Source organism: Paenibacillus arenilitoris (assembly GCF_014705655.1).
Lineage (GTDB): Bacteria > Bacillota > Bacilli > Paenibacillales > Paenibacillaceae > Pristimantibacillus > Pristimantibacillus arenilitoris.
Genome location: NZ_JACXIY010000038.1, coordinates 39,620 through 56,829, shown reverse-complemented (window position 1 = coordinate 56,829; position 17,210 = coordinate 39,620). Strand labels below are relative to the sequence as shown.

At 56.8% G+C, this 17,210-nt stretch carries 13 protein-coding genes; 11 read left to right on the top strand and 2 right to left on the bottom strand.

Features of this window, described 5'->3' with window-relative positions; all coding sequences use genetic code 11:
* Positions 1-11 precede the first annotated feature (11 nt).
* The 5 genes from IDH41_RS25400 to IDH41_RS25380 all read left to right on the top strand — a co-directional run bounded on the left by IDH41_RS25400 (position 12) and on the right by IDH41_RS25380 (position 3,534).
* Positions 12-401 (top strand): hypothetical protein, encoded by a 390-nt coding sequence (locus IDH41_RS25400; protein WP_190866157.1) that lies wholly within the window; start codon positions 12-14, stop codon positions 399-401.
* A 129-nt stretch (positions 402-530) separates the two neighbouring features.
* Complete coding sequence (locus IDH41_RS25395) at positions 531-1,355, top strand: DUF4097 family beta strand repeat-containing protein (protein WP_190866156.1); 825 nt, start codon at positions 531-533, stop codon at positions 1,353-1,355.
* A gap of 266 nt (positions 1,356-1,621) precedes the next feature.
* The gene (locus IDH41_RS25390) at positions 1,622-1,936 is read left to right on the top strand and encodes a glycoside hydrolase family protein (RefSeq protein WP_190866154.1); all 315 of its coding nucleotides are present in this window, start codon (positions 1,622-1,624) and stop codon (positions 1,934-1,936) included.
* Positions 1,937-2,316: 380 nt separating this feature from the next.
* Positions 2,317-2,712, top strand: a complete 396-nt coding sequence (locus IDH41_RS25385; RefSeq protein ID WP_190866152.1) for a gamma-glutamylcyclotransferase family protein — start codon at positions 2,317-2,319, stop codon at positions 2,710-2,712.
* Positions 2,713-2,976: 264 nt separating this feature from the next.
* Entirely contained in the window at positions 2,977-3,534 is a 558-nt protein-coding gene (locus IDH41_RS25380) for an NADPH-dependent FMN reductase (protein ID WP_190866150.1), read from the top strand.
* Positions 3,535-3,537: 3 nt separating this feature from the next.
* Here IDH41_RS25380 and IDH41_RS25375 read toward each other — a convergent pair whose 3' ends face one another.
* Both IDH41_RS25375 and IDH41_RS25370 read right to left on the bottom strand, forming a co-directional pair.
* Positions 3,538-4,749, bottom strand: coding sequence for a low temperature requirement protein A (locus tag IDH41_RS25375; RefSeq protein WP_190866148.1), 1,212 nt, complete (start codon positions 4,747-4,749; stop codon positions 3,538-3,540).
* 709 nt (positions 4,750-5,458) lie between these two features.
* Complete coding sequence (locus IDH41_RS25370) at positions 5,459-8,719, bottom strand: FIMAH domain-containing protein (protein ID WP_190866146.1); 3,261 nt, start codon at positions 8,717-8,719, stop codon at positions 5,459-5,461.
* Positions 8,720-9,061: 342 nt separating this feature from the next.
* Between IDH41_RS25370 and IDH41_RS25365 the strand changes: the two genes are divergently transcribed.
* The 6 genes from IDH41_RS25365 (at position 9,062) to IDH41_RS25340 (ending at position 17,161) form a co-directional block, all read left to right on the top strand.
* Complete coding sequence (locus IDH41_RS25365; protein ID WP_190866144.1) at positions 9,062-9,826, top strand: DeoR/GlpR family DNA-binding transcription regulator; 765 nt, start codon at positions 9,062-9,064, stop codon at positions 9,824-9,826.
* Between the two features lie 13 nt (positions 9,827-9,839).
* Complete coding sequence (locus IDH41_RS25360) at positions 9,840-10,616, top strand: alkaline phosphatase family protein (protein ID WP_190866142.1); 777 nt, start codon at positions 9,840-9,842, stop codon at positions 10,614-10,616.
* Positions 10,604-11,902 carry an MFS transporter gene (locus IDH41_RS25355; protein WP_190866141.1) on the top strand — a complete coding sequence of 433 codons (1,299 nt, stop codon included), beginning with the start codon at positions 10,604-10,606 and terminating at the stop codon, positions 11,900-11,902. The genes IDH41_RS25360 and IDH41_RS25355 overlap by 13 nt, the downstream gene beginning before the upstream one ends.
* Positions 11,899-12,090 (top strand): NUDIX hydrolase, encoded by a 192-nt coding sequence (locus IDH41_RS25350; protein ID WP_190866139.1) that lies wholly within the window; start codon positions 11,899-11,901, stop codon positions 12,088-12,090. The genes IDH41_RS25355 and IDH41_RS25350 overlap by 4 nt, the downstream gene beginning before the upstream one ends.
* 425 nt (positions 12,091-12,515) lie before the next feature.
* Positions 12,516-13,772 carry an ACP S-malonyltransferase gene (gene fabD / locus IDH41_RS25345; protein WP_190866137.1) on the top strand — a complete coding sequence of 419 codons (1,257 nt, stop codon included), beginning with the start codon at positions 12,516-12,518 and terminating at the stop codon, positions 13,770-13,772.
* The gene (locus IDH41_RS25340) at positions 13,757-17,161 is read left to right on the top strand and encodes a thioester reductase domain-containing protein (protein WP_190866135.1); all 3,405 of its coding nucleotides are present in this window, start codon (positions 13,757-13,759) and stop codon (positions 17,159-17,161) included. The genes fabD and IDH41_RS25340 overlap by 16 nt, the downstream gene beginning before the upstream one ends.
* Positions 17,162-17,210: the final 49 nt, after the last annotated feature.

The window sequence follows — 17,210 nt, the reverse complement described above, 5'->3', positions numbered from 1 at the left end:
GGTGCATGGCTATGGACTGGCAAAGTATTGCACTGATAGCAGCCGGGGCCATCGGCGGTATCACAGCTGCGGCTCACGGCATACTGATGCAGCGGCTGATCATCAAGCCGATCGAGGCGGTCTTCGCGGCGAACGGGCGGATAGCCGCACCGATGCAAAAGCTCGTGTGCTTGCTTCTTCATTTCACCACGCTCAACTGGTTCATCAGCGGGCTCGTCTTGATCGCCGCCGCAATCTGGTTCAAGCCGGACGCACGGCTCGTGACGGGCCTGCTTGCAGGCAGCTCTTATTTATATGGCGCCGTCATCTCGCTATGGGTCATGCGCCGCCCTCATCCCAGCTGGATTTTGATGTCCGTTTCGCTTCTTCTTATCGTCTTGGGAATTTCGCCGGTTTCATGAGGCGATCCCATGCCAACCTCGACCAAGGTCCGGGGCAAACACGGCCGCCGGACCGTTCCTGCCGGAAGGGGCGGTGTCTATAATGGAGAAGTCGGTAGAGATAAGGGATAGAAGCGGGAGGAAGAAAGCATGCGAAACTATATACAAATGGGAAAATTCATGCTGCTGGCGATGGTGGCGATCGGGCTGGCGAGCTGTTCGAGCCCGGTAACGTCGCTGACGGGTGCGGTCGAGAATGCCGTCATCGGCGAAGCTTCGGGTTCGGGCGAGCCGGAGAGCAGAGGGAAGGAAACGTTCGAGGCCGATGCGTTCGACAGCATCCGGGTCGCGGCGGAAGCGATGGAAATTTTCGTCACGAGGGGCACGGGCGACAGCGCCGAGGCGGAGCTGCTGGTCGACGATACGATCAAGAGCCGCTTCTCGTTCGAAGCGAAGATCAAATCCAGAGCGCTCGTCATCGACGTGGAAGAGAAGGAGCCGTCCGGCCTTTTTAACAAAGGGGTGCAGGAGGGCGAGCGCAAGCTGTTGATTTCGCTCCCGGACAAAACCTACGACGAAGTGAAGATCGAGAGCAGCTTCGGCATCGTTGCCGCTTCCGACCTGAACTCGGACAAACTGGACATTCAGGTCGACGCGGGCACGATTCGGCTGAATCAGGTGACGGGCGAAATGACGCTCAAGACGAACGCGGGCGATATCGAAGTCGAAGGGCTGAAGCTGGAGCGCGATTTGTCGGCGAGCGCGGACGTGGGCGAAATTCGGATCCGGCTGGACGAAGCGCCGGAGGCGGCCGAGATCGATCTGAGAACCGACGTCGGCGAAGCGACGGCCGAGCTGTCGGATATCGATTACAGCAAGAACGCCGCGAACGAGAAGGTCGGCACGATCGGCTCGAAGGGAGCGCGGATCGAGGCGCATACCAGCGTCGGGGCCGTGCGGGTGGATACGGAGTAATCGGACCGGGACAGGCAAGACGAATGGAATAACGGGGATACGGGGACTGCTTCTTCCAAGCGGTCCTTTTTTTTGTCGGCTTCGCCCGTTTCTCGCCTCTTGAACGCCGCAATGAACGGCCGACGGCCGGTTCGCCGCAGCCGATGCCGTTTCTTCGGGGGAAAAGTCTCGGCGATGTCGAATAGAAGATAAGAGTGTAGGGATGATGGCTGTTCCCCGCAAACAGTCGGAACCGCCGTTAAGCAAACGAAGAGAGGATGAATCGAATGAAAGCACCTTTATTTCGGGATCCGGTATACGACGGGGCGTGGGAGCGGGTCGGGATCATTCTCGATCAGCCGGGTACGCGCGAGGACGACGGCGCGATCGGCCTGCATGCCGACGTCGTCGTGCAGGGAGAACAGGCCTTTATCTTTTATTTCACGCATCCCGGAAGGAACGAGGCGCCGAGCCTGGAAGGGATGGAGGGCCGGTACGAAAGCCGCCGCTCTTCGATCCAGGCGGCCCGGCTCGACGTCGTCGACGGCGTGCTCGTCTGCGACCGGAACGAGCCGTTCGAGCTCGAGCTGCTGCCGGAGTAGGCGGGAGCGAGCGTCGGGGGCGCGATGAGTCGGTCGAGCTCGAGATGTTGCGGGAGTAGGGGCGGGCGAGAGAGGGGTTGTTACGAGTCGATTGAGCTTGAGCAGCCACCGGAGTAATAGGGGGTTAGCGTTGGGATTGTGATGAATTGGAGCTCGAGCAGCCACTGGAAGCAAGCGCAGGCGAGCGTGGGGTCCGTGCAGACGGATGCGAGCGAGTCGCGGGTTGTCGTGCGGGCGGGGAAGGCCGGCGTTCTATGGGGCGCCGGTCTTTTTTTTCGCGCGAAACGCTGTTTGCGGACATCCGTATACCCTACAATGCAGCATAAGAAGCGGGCGGCGGCACGGTCGCTGTCCGAACGATAGACGAGAGGGGAAGAAAGATGCACAACGTATTCGTGTACGGAACGCTGCGCAAGGGAGAGGGCAATCACGGGCTGATCGCCGATGCGGCTTGCTTGGCGATGACGGCGAGCATCAAGGGCGTTCTCATCGACACCGGCCTCGGTTATCCGGGGCTGCTGGAGGGGGAAGGCGAAGTGGCGGGCGAGCTGTACGTCGTGTCCGATCGCCACCTCGAGCGGCTGGACGAGCTGGAGGAGTATTTCGGCGAAGGCGATGAGGAGAACGAATACGACCGGGTCGAGGTGGAAGTCCGTACCGACGGCGGCTCGACGAGGGCGTGGGCTTATTATTACAAGAAGGCCGGCTATGGCGATGCGGCGGCGGGAAGCTATCCGTCGTTCCCGGATTGGAAGGCTTATCGGATGAGGGGATGATGGCCAGATGGTCTGGCGGTTAGTCCCTTGCAATTCTGGCGTAATCAATCGATGCGCCCCGCTCCCGAAAAAGTCGACTGCGGCAGAGCAACCGATCAGATAAGAAACCTAGCCTCTCCGAAGCAGAGAAGCTAGGTTTTTTGTTCATTCTTTGGGGATCAGTGCTGCCCTCTTAACCGCGGCAAAGAGGGGTTCCCGTGCCGAGCGGCGAAATCGTATGTGCGCGGCAACGTGCTCAAGCACCCGAATAAGGAGGAACCTGACATGAAGAAAATCGGCATTATCGTTGGCAGCTTGAGAGAGCAATCGTTCAATCGGATCGTTGCGGAGGCGATCCCCGAGCTTGCGCCCGGGGCCGAGTACGCGTTCATCTCGATCGCGGAGCTGCCTTTGTACAACGGAGACTTGGACAAAGGGCCCGGACCGGAGCCGGTTCGGCAATTCCGCGAAGCGATCGCCCAGGCGGACGGCATCGTCATCGTCAGCCCGGAATACAACTCGGGCATCCCCGGCGTCCTGAAGAACGCGCTCGACTGGGCTTCGACGCCCACCAAGACCGCGGCGCTTCTCCGCAAGCCCGCCTGCGTCATCGGCGCCACGCCCGGGGCGAAGGGCACGATGATGGCCCAGCAGCAAATCCGCCAGACGCTGGAGGCCGTGCAGGTGTTCGTGCTTCCTTTTCAGAAAATGTATATCTCGCAAGTGACGGACAAGGTCGATGCGGACCGGCGCCTGTTGACGGACGAAACGACCCGCAGCTATTTGCAGCGCTACGCGGAGGCGTTCATCCGCTGGATCGATCAGGCATCAACGCTGAACTAGACGCTAGACGGAGCCGCTAAGCTGATCCGCCGACGGCACGCGGCACATCCGATCCGAGTAGCGCGAGCCCCACAGGGAGACGCCGACCAGCACGAGACTGGACAGGACCGACAACAGCATCGCGTTCATGAAGGCGGACGCCGCGCCGAACGCCGCGAGCGCGACGAGCCCCGTGACGTAAGGCGCCGGGAAGACGCCCGACACGATCCGCATGAACAGGACGTTGCCGAGCAGGAAGAGGGCCGGTCCTCCCAGAATGACGGCCGTCGTTGCGGCTTCGATATGGCCGACCGGATGGGCGAGCACGAGTTCGTCGCCGACCGCCGTCACGATAATGCCCGCAACGAGCAGCAAATGCGTGTATGTGTAGGCCGATCTGGCGACCCGGCCGGGATCGGAGGAATGGGCGATGAAGTAATGGCCGGTCTTGGCCGTCGAATCGAAGTAAATCCACCACATAGCCGCCGTGCCGACGAAGGCTGCCGCGAAGGCGGCTAGCGTGGCCGGGTCCCACGCGAGCTTGGAGAAGGTCGCTCCGGTCAGCAGGATCGACTCCCCTAGCGCGATAATAATGAACAAGCCGCAGCGCTCCGCCATATGCGACCCTTCGACGTTCCAGACGACCGTCGGCGTTCGGCCGAGGCGAGGCGTCCAGAATCCGAGCGATGGAGCCGCGTATTCCACCAGCAGCGCGACGATCCAAAGCGCAAGCCGCCATTCGCCCTCCGCCATCCCCCCGGCGATCCATAACGTACCCGACAGCATCAGCCAAGCGAGTATTCGGACGAAGCTGACGCGAAGCTCGGGCAGCCCGTCGCGAAGCATCCATACGGTATAGGCGGTCCGTCCGACTTGAAACAGCGTATAAGCGACGGCAAAATAAAGTCCGGTCGACTCGAACGCTTTCGGAATCGAAGAGGACATGACAAGCCCGAGCAGCATGAGCGCGATCAGCAGGACGCGAACGTGCTTGCTCTCGGGATTCAGCCAGTTGATGACCCAGGCGGTGAAGATCCACGCCCACCAGACGGCCATCGTGAGCAGCGCCAGCCGAACGGCGCCTTCGATCGTGAAATTTTCCAGAAAGGAATGCGATAGCTGCGTTACGGCAAATACAAAGATCAAATCGAAAAACAATTCAATGAACGAAACTTTCCCCGAGTCGATGTTTCCTCGGGTGCGCAGCAGCACGGTTCTTGCGGACAACGGCTTCATCCTTTCTCCTGAACGATATAAGAAGTCCAAAATGGCTAGCTCTTATTGTAGCATGGACGGGAAACGGAAGTCTCGGAAGGAAATCGGGTTTTCAAAAGAGAAAGACGGACATCCTGCGGAATGCCCGTCTTTCACTTTTATTATTTCTTTTTCGTCGATTCGGCTGCTTCGGAATCCTTGTTGTTGCCGGGGCTCGGCTTCTTGTTCGGGTTGTTTTCGCGCGACACGGTCCTTAACCTCCTCCTGCCTTATTCCCAATCCATTGTGCCCCGTTGCCTCCCGGAATATGTCATTTCGTCGCAAATCAAACGGGGCTGTCCCAAAAGCAGGTGTGCTCGTCTTGATGAAAAATCGGCGGGACGGCATTCTTCGAACCGACAGCGCGTTTCATTGCTCGCTCCCGAGTTTGGGACAGTCTTTTTTAATTTCAAAAACTGATATTAAGTGCGAAAGAAAGGGGTGCAGTAGGCGTATAGTTTCAAATATTGAAACTAAAGCGGTTAATATCGAAAGGGATAGCGCGAATGGAATCGTTTAAATTCAAATATTGAAACTAACTAAGGTAGGTGTGGGGTTGAGAGCGATTTAGTTTCATTTTTTGAAATTAGCACCGTCGGTCGTCTCATGGTCAAAGAAGCTATACAGGGCTGTCTCTCAGACCGGTTCACGGCCTTTTGAGACAGCCCCCGCTGCATTACTCGTTAACAGATCACGCCTGCTCCAACCGGTCCACGAACAATTCCGCGTAGTAGGAAAGCGTCCGCTTGGCCTCGGCGGAAATATGCTTTTGCATATTTTTGGCCTCCAGCTGCGTCATGTATTTCTCCAAAAAGCGAAGGGCTTCTCTATTCGAGCCTTTCTCCAAGTGGTGCTTCGCCTGCTTCAAGCTGTTCGCCAGCTGGGCGGCGAGAGGCTTCTTCAGGTCGCCGGTCGCCATGTACTGCGCCATGTAGTTCTCCAGCACCGTGACGAGTCCCGGCGTCGCCTTGACCCGGTTCGACGCCTCGGATTCGCCGGCGGCGTTCTGCGCCTTGACGTAGTAGGTGTAATCCACGCCGGGCTCGGCCGTGCGGTCGTAGAACGTATGCACCTTGGCCGCTCCGACGTTCTCGACGACGCCGTTCGCTTCCCGGTACACGTTGACCTGGGTATCCCCGCCGCCCGAGGTCCAGATGAGCCCGACAAAAGCTTCGCCGACCAGCCCGACGACGAGATCGGCTGGCTTGCCGGGAACGGGCATTGCGATCCGCAGCGGCTCCGTCGGCGCCGTCTCGCCCATCTCATTGACCGCGGTAATCCGGTAGCTGTAGCCCGCGCTGCTCACGCTGACGCTTTCGTCGACGTAGGAGGCCGATGCGACGCGGGCGATGAAGGCAAAAGCCTCTTCGCCGTCCGCTTTCCGGTAGACGTTGTAGCTTTCCGCGCCGTCCGCCGGCGTCCACTGGAGCTCGAAGGAATCGGCGCTTACTTCCCCGGCCGCCAGTCCCGAAGGCACCGCGGGCAGGGTCACCGGCGCCTTCGTCGTCGCCTCGACGCTGCCGGAGCGCTCGGATTCGCCGCCGATTCCCGTCGCCGACACCCGATAAGAGTAGGAGGCGGAAGGATTTACCGTCTTATCGGCGTAGGCTGCCGACGCGGTCGTGCCGATTTCGCTATATTCGCCAGCCGAACCGTCCGCCCGGTACACGGTGTAGCTGATCGCGTCCGCCGCCGGCGTCCATGCCAGCTCGACGGACAAGCTTCTGGCCGCCGCTATGCTCAGTCCCGTCGGGGCGGAAGGCGCGGGCTGCGACGTATCGTAGACAGCTACTTCGATCGCCGCCGAGAGCGGAGATTCGCCGCCGGCGTTCAGCGCCGACACTTTGTATTGGTACGCGACGCCAAGCTCCGCATCGGCGTCCGCGTATTGCGTCTGCTCCGCCGCCGCGACCGCTCTGAAGTGAGGGTCCTTGGAGGAGGAACGGTAGACGAGATAGGCGTCCGCCCCTTCCGCGGCCGACCAGCCAAGCGATACCGCGCCGTCCGCCGCCGCCTCGCCCGCCAGATCCGCAGGCGCAGACGCGGGAGGCGCCGTTTCCGGAGCCGACGGCTTCAGAATGACGATATACGGGCACCTCGACGTGTTGTTGTTCGCGCCCATGACGACGCGGGAGCCCGCCGCGTAACGCTTCTTGTACAGCTTGTACGTCACCGGCTGGCTGTCGACGATCGTCTCGCCCGTATCCTCATAGTGGGCGGTCAGCCATTCGGGCTCCGTCGTAATCCTCGAATCGTACGCGACATACACGTCGGCGTCGGCGGCCAAGTAGAAGGAGAGCAGGTCGCTGCTCGTCGCGCTCCTTGAGCCGACGGCCGAGCGGATCCATTCGAGCCCCTTCAGGTGTTCCGGGATGGCGTCGAACTTGTAAACGCTGCTGCCGGTCATCCGGTCCCCGAACACGATGTCGCCGGACTGAAGATTGTTCCGGACCGACCAGTTGGCCGCATTCGCGCTGCCGCTCGCGCTGTTGTCGTTAATGACGACATTACGCAGCAGCTCCCCGTCCATGCTCGGCGCCGGCTCCGGCGTCGGCTCCGGCTCGGGCGGGACGGGCGGCGGCGTGAACGGAGGGCCGGACCAGGCCGGCGGCGTCATCGGGTAGTCCGCCGGGAAGCCGGGCGCTGCCAGCTCGTTCAAATACTCCTCCAAATTCGTATAGCCGTTCCCGTTGGCGTCGCCGTTGCGGTCCGCCGGATCGGCCGGGTTCAGACCGGCGGCCAGCTCCCAAGCATCGGGCATCCCGTCCCGGTCCTGATCGGCGGGAGCCGTATCTCTCGCCAGCGGCGGGAAGCCGCCGACATCGTCCTCGTCCCCGATAATGACGCCGGTCTGGTTCCGGACGCTGTTCATGACCCGCGCGTCCACCGCGTCCCGCGCGAGCGACGAGCCGGCGTGGTTCAAAATATGCTCGTACGCGGCCTCCGGCGTCTGCGTATGCACGAGCGGGTATTCGAAGCGGTCCGGCACGACGACGCTCGGCCGCTCCGCCTCGATGATGCCGGTGCCCGCGTCCGTGCCGTCGAGCCGGCCGTTCTTGTTGCCGTCGATCCGGTTGTCCGCCAGGTACACCTGATAATTCTCGTTGCCGCGGACGACGGCGTACTCGGGATCGGCCGAATTGCGGCCCGCGACAAAATAATTCCCGACGACGTTCCCGTAGCCCTTCGTCCCGGACTCGCCGCCCGCCACATAGGGGAAGCCGCCCCAGTTGTAGACGATGTTGTTCACGAAGTCGATCTGGCCCTTCGTCTTCGGGTTCCGGTCGTTGTTGTGGGCGTAGAGGTTGTGATGCATCGTGATCGTGTTCATCTCGATCAGGCCGCCCATCGAATGGGTCAGCAGGCCTTCGGAGATGACGGACCATTGGACGGTAATGTTGTTGGAGCGGGGATTGTCGTAGTCCTTGCTCTTGATGGACAGCACCTCGTCCGTTCCCCAGGAGAAGGAGGAGTGGTCGATGATGACGTTCCGGCAGTCTTCGAAATACATCGTGTCGTCGTTAAACGTCTGCTTCCCGATGCGGAAGCGCAAATACCGGATCACGATATCGCTCGACTCGATGAACCGGATGTTGTTCCCTTTGATCGTCACGCCCTCCCCGGGCGCCGTCTGGCCCGCGATCGTAATTCGGGATTTGTTCCTCGCCACGATCTGGGGAATCGTGATTTCGCCGGAGATGTCGAACACGATGGTGCGCGGCGTATCGCCGGCCGTCATGATGGCGTCGTGGAACGTTCCGGGTCCCGTCAGCTCGTAGCTCGTGACATGGTACACCTCGCCGCCGCGGCCGCCGGCGGTCGCATAGCCGAAGCCTTCCGCCCCGGGAAAGGCCGGGAGCTTCGAATTGTCCGCCCGCGCGGGCAAGGGCTGAAGCGGGTAAATCGAGCAAATCAACATCATGCTGAGCAGCAGTGCCAAAATACGCTTCATTTGCTTCCTCCTCCAAAGTCGATTATCGTTTGTTGCCGGTGAAGCCGTTCGAACGTTCCGCCTCCCTTCCTCTAAATGGGTTAGTCGTTCACGCTCATTATAGATAGCGCTTTCATTCGCGAACAATCAATCATTCCGCCACGGGGCGCACAAATCGCGGATTCGGGAGCGGCTGGCGGATCGGTTGGTGCGGGGAGGGATTGGTTGGTTGCGTAACGACCGGGGGAGTGGTAGCGGGAGGGGGGGCGGGATGCCTTACGGCTGCCGATGATGCGAAATCCTCTTGACAGCTTCCGGCGTTCGCCTTATATTGATTGTGTATTTGTGAGGAGTTGATTGCATTTGTTTGCAAATGAACGACGGATGAAAATTATGGAGCTGCTGGAGCAGAAGACGTCCGTGACCGTATCGGAGCTCATGAAGCGGTTCGGCGTGTCCATCGAAACGGTGCGGCGCGACCTGGAATACCTGGAGAGCCAGCAGGCGCTGAAGCGCGTGCACGGCGGCGCTGTCTCGAACCAGAAGATGAAGCGCTTCGCCAGCCTGGAGAGCCGCATGTCGGAGAACCGGGAGCTGAAGCGGCAGCTCGCCGGCATCGCGATCCGGTACATCCGGGAGGACGACACGATCGCCCTGGACACGGGCAGTACCGCGATGGAGCTGGCGCCGCTGCTCAAGGAGCATTTTCGCCGCTTGACGGTCGTGACGAATTCGCCGGAGGTGTTCGGGGCGCTGACCGATGCCGAAGGGTTCGAGCTGATCCAGATCGGCGGGCAGTACCTGCGCGGGGAGAAGGCGTTCTACGGCCATATGGCGCTCGATGCCGTCAACCGTCTGCATGTTGCCAAGGCGTTCGTGTTCCCTTCGGCCGTCTCGCTGCGCCACGGGGTAGGCGTGTTCGTCCATGAGCTGTTCGATATCCAGCGGGCCTACATTCACAACGCCGACGAAGTGTTCATTCTGGCCGACAGCTCGAAGTTCGAGATCGCCGCCACCGTCAAGCTGTGCGATGTGTCCCCGTCGCATACGATCATTACCGACCGGGAGCTGCCGGAGCCTATTTACAGTCTGTATAAGAAAAATGCCATTCCCATCGTAAAAGAATAGGAGCTGATCGATCGTGAGCGACAAAGTACTGCTGATTCTCGTCGACGGCATGCGTCCGGACAGTCTGGAGCTAGCCGGTCATCCTTATATTGCGGAAATGAAGGCGAAGGGGAGCAGCGCGCTGGATGCGCGGACGGTGATGCCGAGCGTCACGTTGCCTTGCCACATGTCGCTGTTCCACGCCGTTCCGCCGGAACGCCACGGCATCGTGGAGAACGTCTATACGGCTCAGGTGCGGCCGATTGCCGGGCTGTTCGAGCAATTGGCGGCGCATGGGAAGAGCTGCGGCCTGTTCCACAATTGGGCGGAGCTGCGCGACCTGGCCCGTCCGGGGGCGCTCGCCCATAGCTGCTTCATCTCGGGCAGCGTCTATACGTACGAGGCGACCAACCAAATGCTGACCGACCGGGCCATCGAATATATGAACGAGGAATCGCCGGATTTCGTCTTCCTCTACTTGGGGCTGGTGGACGAGATTGGCCATCGGCACGGCTGGATGTCGGAGGCATACATCCAATCCGTCTACGATTCGTGGGTCTGCATCGAGCGAGCCGCGCGCGCGATACCGGAGGACTACGCGGTCATCGTCATGGCCGACCACGGCGGACACGACCGGACGCACGGCACGGACATGCCGGAGGATATGACGATTCCGATAGTGATGAAAGGCGGCTCGTTCTCGCCCGGGCAGCGGATCGAAGGGGCAAGCATCATCGACGTTGCGCCGACCATTGCGAAGCTTCTCGGCGTGCCGGGCAACAAGGATTGGGAGGGCAAATGTCTCGTATAAGCGCGGCTGGGCAGGAGACGGAGACAGAGCCGGCATTGACCAAACAGCGAGTCTTCCTGTTCAGCGCCTTGTGCTGCCTCGTCTACTTCACCAGTTATATGACTCGGCTCAACTATGGGGCGGCCATCTCCGAAATCGCGGATTCGCTCGCCATCTCCAATCAGGCTGCCGGCATGGCCTTGATCGGAGGATTTATCGCTTACGGCGCCGGCCAGCCGATCTTCGGCCTATTGGGCGACCGCGTCAAGCCCCGGTACATGATAACCGCAGGGTTAACGGCAACCGCGGTCTGCAACCTGGCCGTCTCGGCGTTGCATGACATTTCGGTTATTACGGTCGTCTGGTGTTTTAACGGATTTTTTCAAGCGATGCTCTGGCCGCCGCTAGTGCGGATCATGGCGCAGACGCTGACCAGCGAGAACTATCGCAGGGCCAGCGTCAGCGTCTTCACGGCGTCCTCCGCCGGGACGATCGCGGTCTACTTGCTCGTGCCGCTCTGCATCTGGCTGTCCGGCTGGCGGCTGGCGTTTGTCGCTACGGCTGCGTTAGGGCTTGGCATAGCGGCGGTGTGGTTTGTCGGCGTCAAAGGATTTGCGGTGCGGGAGTGGATCGTGGACGAGAAAGCGGTCGAGCGTCCCGTACGGGAATCGACAGGTGCCCTCGTCATGGCCTCCGGCCTTCTGCCGATCATGCTGGTCGTCGTGCTGCAGGGGGCATTGCGCGACGGCATTACGACGTGGATGCCGACCTACTTGAACGAGGTTTACCGCTTCGGCAATTCCATCTCGATCTTGAGTACGGCCATTCTGCCCGTCTTCGCGATCGTGAGCGTGTCCGCCGCCTCGTTCGTTCAGCGGCTGATCGGGAACGAGCTCAAAACCGTCGCCTGCATCTGGGGCATCGCCCTTGCGGCCGCGGCCGGCCTGACCGCGGTCTATGCCTCGAATGCCGCGGCCTCCCTGCTGCTCATGGCCCTCTTGACGAGCTGCGCGAACGGGATCAACCTGCTGCTGATCAGCCGGCTCCCGATGCACTTCGCCCAATACGGGCGGATTTCGACCGTCTCGGGCCTCCTCAACGCCTTCGCCTACCTCGGCAGTGCCGTCTCCATCTACGGCATCGCGGCCATCAGCCATCATTTCGGCTGGAAGGCGACGATCGTCGTCTGGGGCGTAATCGCGTTGATCGGCATGCTCCTCTGCGCGCTGTGCGTCAGGAAGTGGGGGCGGTTTACGGCGGGGGGACCGGAGAAGGTGAAAGTGTTGCGGGTGAGCGTCAATGATTGAAGCGGCTGCGGAGAGAGCTGCTGAAGGAAATGGGTATTGAGATCGAGCCATATGCTGATCTTAGCGTGATTGAGCGTGACTATGGGACTGTGACGATTCGCTTAATTACTTATAAAGCAATGTATGCGAGCGGGGAGATTGCGCCGACGGATCACGATGAGGATCTTTGGGACCTTTTTTTGCGTTAAGGCGGAGCTGCTTATTGGTAGGGTTTCTTACAGGCAATCTGAACTATGACAAGGGAAATTCTCAACGATAAGGGCGGAACGGGGCGGCAGTTACTATTTAAATAGTCCGCAAGAAATGTTCCGCTTTTCGAATCGCAGTGTTATTATTTGGATGAAAATACGCACGGCTACAATTTTGTAAAGATTTCGCAAATCATTATCCAGTCTATCTTAGCCCTCAACTTGCAGACAAGGTGGGGGCTATTTTACGCATACCCGAAGGATGATGCGGCTCTGGACAAGTAACAAAGCGATAAAGCGCTCCTAAAAGTCTGAAAATTTCGTCATTTGAGCAGCCTTCGGTCTACATTCCATTCCAAAAATTTGAGGGGGGTGATTCTCCACAGAAAATAAAACTTAAAAATATCTTTTAGGAGGACAAATTATTGATTGCTCTATTATTTCCTGGTCAAGGATCTCAATACGCAGGGATGGGTAAAAGTCTTGCCGACGAATTCCCTATGGCTCGAAGAACATTCGAAGAAGCGGATGACGTACTGAAAATGAACCTGTCTTCATTATGTTTTGAGGGTGAGTTGTTCCAATTAACAAGAACGGAGTACACGCAGCCTGCCGTATTGACGGCAAGCGTAGCCGCATACCGTGTCTATATGGACGAGATTGGGCTTAAACCGGACTTTGCCGCCGGGCATAGTTTGGGAGAATTTTCCGCACTAACCTGCAGCGGCGCGATTTCGTTTGCCGATACTCTGCAAATTGTACGCCATCGCGGTCAATTGATGCAAGAAGCGGTGACAAACGGTCTGGGCGTCATGACGGCAATCGGTCAGGCCGATCGTAAGCGGGCCCGGGAGTTGTGTAAGCAAATCTCAACCAAGGAGAAGCCGGTTGTGATTGGCTGTTACAATGCCCCGGAGCAGCTCGTGTTATCCGGGCATGAAGAGGCCGTTAACGAGGTGGCTTCCGAACTGTTAAAGATCGAGGGAGTAACGGTTAATCCGTTGAATGTGAGCTCGGCTTTCCATAGTCCAATGATGGAGCCTGCTGCCGGTCGGTTTAAAGAAATACTTGCCCCCTATCGCTTCGGTTCAGGTGACTACCCGGTGATCTCTAATGTGACCGCTCTTCCGCATGAATCGCAGCATCTGATGGATCTCTTGACCCGGCAAATGACGGAACCGGTTCGGTGGCAGGAATCGGTCGAGTATTTACGGCTTCACAAGGTGAAGATTGCCATCGAGCTAGGGCCTAAGCAAGTGCTGCAAAGCTTAATGAAAAAAAATGCTCCTTCCATCCTGACCGTGTCTTTAGGAGAGACGGATGATCTTCCAAAGGCAAAGGGAGCGTTCAACCGGGAGAATGCCGAGCCTTCTATTATCGGAAAGTGTCTGGCGATCGCGGCAGCGACCAAAAATCGCAATTGGGATAACGAGGCTTATGCAAAAGGCGTAATCGAGCCTTATCGAAAGGTGAAGCAAATCGCCATGCAATTGGATCAATCCAAGCAAGAACCGACCAGAGAGCAGCTGGCAGGAGCTCTATCGATGCTGCGTTCCGTATTTGAAACGAAAAAAGTACCGCATAGCGAGCAACAAAATCGGCTAAAACCATTACTCCGAATGCCTGTCGTAAATGAGCTTATGCGAACGGAACAGGGGGATTTCACATGGCCAAACTTCTAAATTTTGATATAAAAAGCAATAAAAGCAAAACGGAATCATCCGCACCAATCATTCATGAAGGATCGACCAAAGAAATTGCGATCATTGGTATGGCCATGCAATATCCCAAGGCGGCGGACCGGCATGAATTTTGGAGTAATCTGATTCATGAAATAGACTGTTCAGGCGATTTTCCACAAGAGCGCAGAGGCAACATCGAAGCCTACTTACGCTTTAAAAACGCTAATGATAAGATCAAGTATTTTCGAGGATGTTATCTGGAAGAAATCGATGGATTCGATTATTCGTTTTTCGGGATAACGCCGAAAGAAGCCGAGCTGATGGATCCAAACCAGCGATTGTTCCTGCAGACGGTTTGGCAAGCGATAGAAGACGCCGGTTATGGCGGCAAGAAGCTGATCGGATCCAATACAGGCGTGATCGTGAGCAGTGAAGGCGCCAAGCCGTTAAGCTACCAGACGATCGTCCAGGATGTAGAACCGGAATCGACTTATTTGGCCTACCCGGGGAATTCGGGGCCAATGACGGCAAGCCGCATTTCCTATTTATTGGATCTGCATGGACCGACGATGCTGATTGATACGTCTTGTTCTTCTTCGCTTAGCGCGATCCATGTTGCGGTTCAAATGCTGCGTAACGGCCAGATGGATCAGACGATTGTGGGCGCGATTAAGCTTAATTTGCTTCCGGTCGATATTGGATCGCGCGTGGGCATGGAATCATCCGATGGCCGGACGCGAACCTTCGCGGATAACTCGGAAGGAACCGCGCTCGGCGAAGGCTCTGCAGCCTTGATCCTCAAGCCGTTGAGTAAAGCGATGCGCGATCATGATCATATTTATGCGGTGATTAAAGGCAGTGCATCCAATAATGACGGACGTGCGATCAGCATAACCGCTCCCAATCCGATCACGCAGGAAGCCGTTATTGTAGAAGCGTGGAAAGATGCCGGAATCCATCCGGAGCACCTCTCTTATATGGAAGCGCATGGGACGGCAACCCAATTGGGCGACCGAATCGAGATTTCGGCCATTACGAACGCCTTCCGGCGTTACACGGATAAGAAACAATTTTGTGCCATTGGATCAGTCAAAACCAACTATGCCCATACGTATTCTTTGTCCGGCATAACAGGGGTCATTAAAGCGGCGTTAAGCTTACAGCATAAGAAGATTCCCGCCAGCCTACATTTCCATAAACCGAATTCTAATATTTCGTTTGAAGAATCGCCTGTTTATATCAATGATCAATTGACGGATTGGGAAACGGAAGGCATTCCCCGTCTTTGCGGAGTCAGTTCTTTCGGGATGAGCGGCACCAATTGTCACCTTGTGCTGGAAGAGGCGCCGCCAAGGAGGGAGGAACAGGCGGTACAGAAAGGTCCTTATTTGTTTACGCTCTCTGCCAAGTCGGAAACGGCACTGCGCGAGCTGTTGACCGGCTATGTGCGTGATATTGCCCGGAAACAGAGCGAACAGGCAAGTCTAAGGGATATCTGTTACACGGCGAGTACGGGAAGAGAGCATCATCCGCATCGTATGGCTATGGTCGTAAATGATTTACGGGACCTTGAAAGCAAACTATTGAAACTGGCACGGGACGGTTGGGAAGAAGCGGAAAATTATCAACACGCAATCGAGTCTTCTGAAAGGGAAGAAGCGAGTCGATATGCGGAACAAGCTCTTGAAGCCGGCACTGGGAAAGAGGGCTTGCTTCTAAGGCTGGCGGACTTATATGTAAAAGGAGCCGACATCGATTGGGACAAGCTGTACAGGAAGGAATCCGCGTACAAAGTGCCGCTCCCAACCTATCCGTTCGATCGCGTTCCATGCTGGATTCATATTCCCGATCGATCGGAATCGCCTTCAAAAACCGTCGAACTGACGGGCAGAGAAGATAACGACTATAGCAAAAAAGAGCAGGATGTCGCAGCGGTTTGGCAAAAGATCCTGGGATTAAAAGTGGTGAATATCCATGAAGATTTCTTTGATCTGGGAGGCGACTCCTTTATTGCGATTCAATTTGTATCGAAGCTCCATGAAACCTATCAAGTGGCGCTAAACGATCTATTCACCTATCGGACGATCCATCAGCTTGCCAAAAACATCAAGGAGCAATCGGACAGCCCCGAAGCGAAGCTGGAGAAATTAAAGAAGAGCTCACCGTCGCGAGCTGCGATTTCTGCGGAGATGCAGCGATTTATTCAAGAAGAAGCGAATAAATATGAGGCGCAATATAAGGAATTGGAACGTGTAGATCTGACACAGGTGAAGCATTACGCCAATATTTTGTTGACCGGCGCTACCGGTTACTTAGGTATTCACTTGTTGCACGATTTATTAAAAGAGTCGAACGGTCGTCTCCATGTCCTTGTCCGAGGCAAGACGCAAGCGGAAGCCGAGGCGCGGTTAGCCGATAAATGGAAGTACTATTTCGGGTTTGCTTTATTCGACCGAAATCGAGTAACCGTCGTAAACGGAGATCTGCTCTATGACAGGTTCGGTTTAACGGATGAACAATATGATTCTCTCGCCCAAACGATAGATTGTATCATCCACTCGGCCGCGACGGTGAAACATTATGGTCATTACTCCGAATTTGAAGAGCTGAACGTAAACGGCACGAAGCGGATGATCCGGTTTGCTCAGGAACATCAACCAAAAGATTTCAACTTTATTTCGACTACGGCGGTTTCCAAAGGAAGCATACAAAATCGCAAATGCGTGGTGTTTACGGAATACGATCATGATATCGGTCAAGAAGTAGGCCATCCCTACGGCGAAAGTAAATTAGCAGCGGAAAAGCTGATTGTAGAAGCTAGAAGCCAGGGATTAAACGGCAATATATTCAGGGTTGGGAATATTATGGGTCATTCCGAAACGGGCAGATTCCAGGAAAACATAGAGGACAACGGATTGTATACCATTATTCAGTCTATGGCTAAGATGGGGATTTTCCCTGACAGCAGTCAAGGCGAAATTGATTTTACCTACATCGACTATGTCAGCCGCAGCATCTGTCTGCTGTATAATCGGGAGCATTTAAAGAGCGAAACTTATCATCTGATGAACAGGGATAAAACCAGCTTCTGCGAACTGGGAGAAGCGGCAAAGGCATCCGGTTTAGCTGTGACAATGGCGCCTTATGAACAATTTATCGATTTTATGAGCGATAACTATACAGATGAACGTTTAGGCCCCTATATTCATAACCTATTGCTTCATTTCGGTTTCTTCGAGGAGCGGGAGGAGGAAGCGCGCGCACACTTTGTCATGCTCTCGGACAAGACCGAATGGTTATTGAAGCCATTTGGACTGGTTTGGAGAAGACCGAACCAAGAGCAATTGAAAAAAGTGCTGGATCATTGCATAGAGGTTCAATTTATCTGACGCGGTCGTAACGGGAGGAGAATAGGTAAGCCTTGTTAGAGGATCTGAA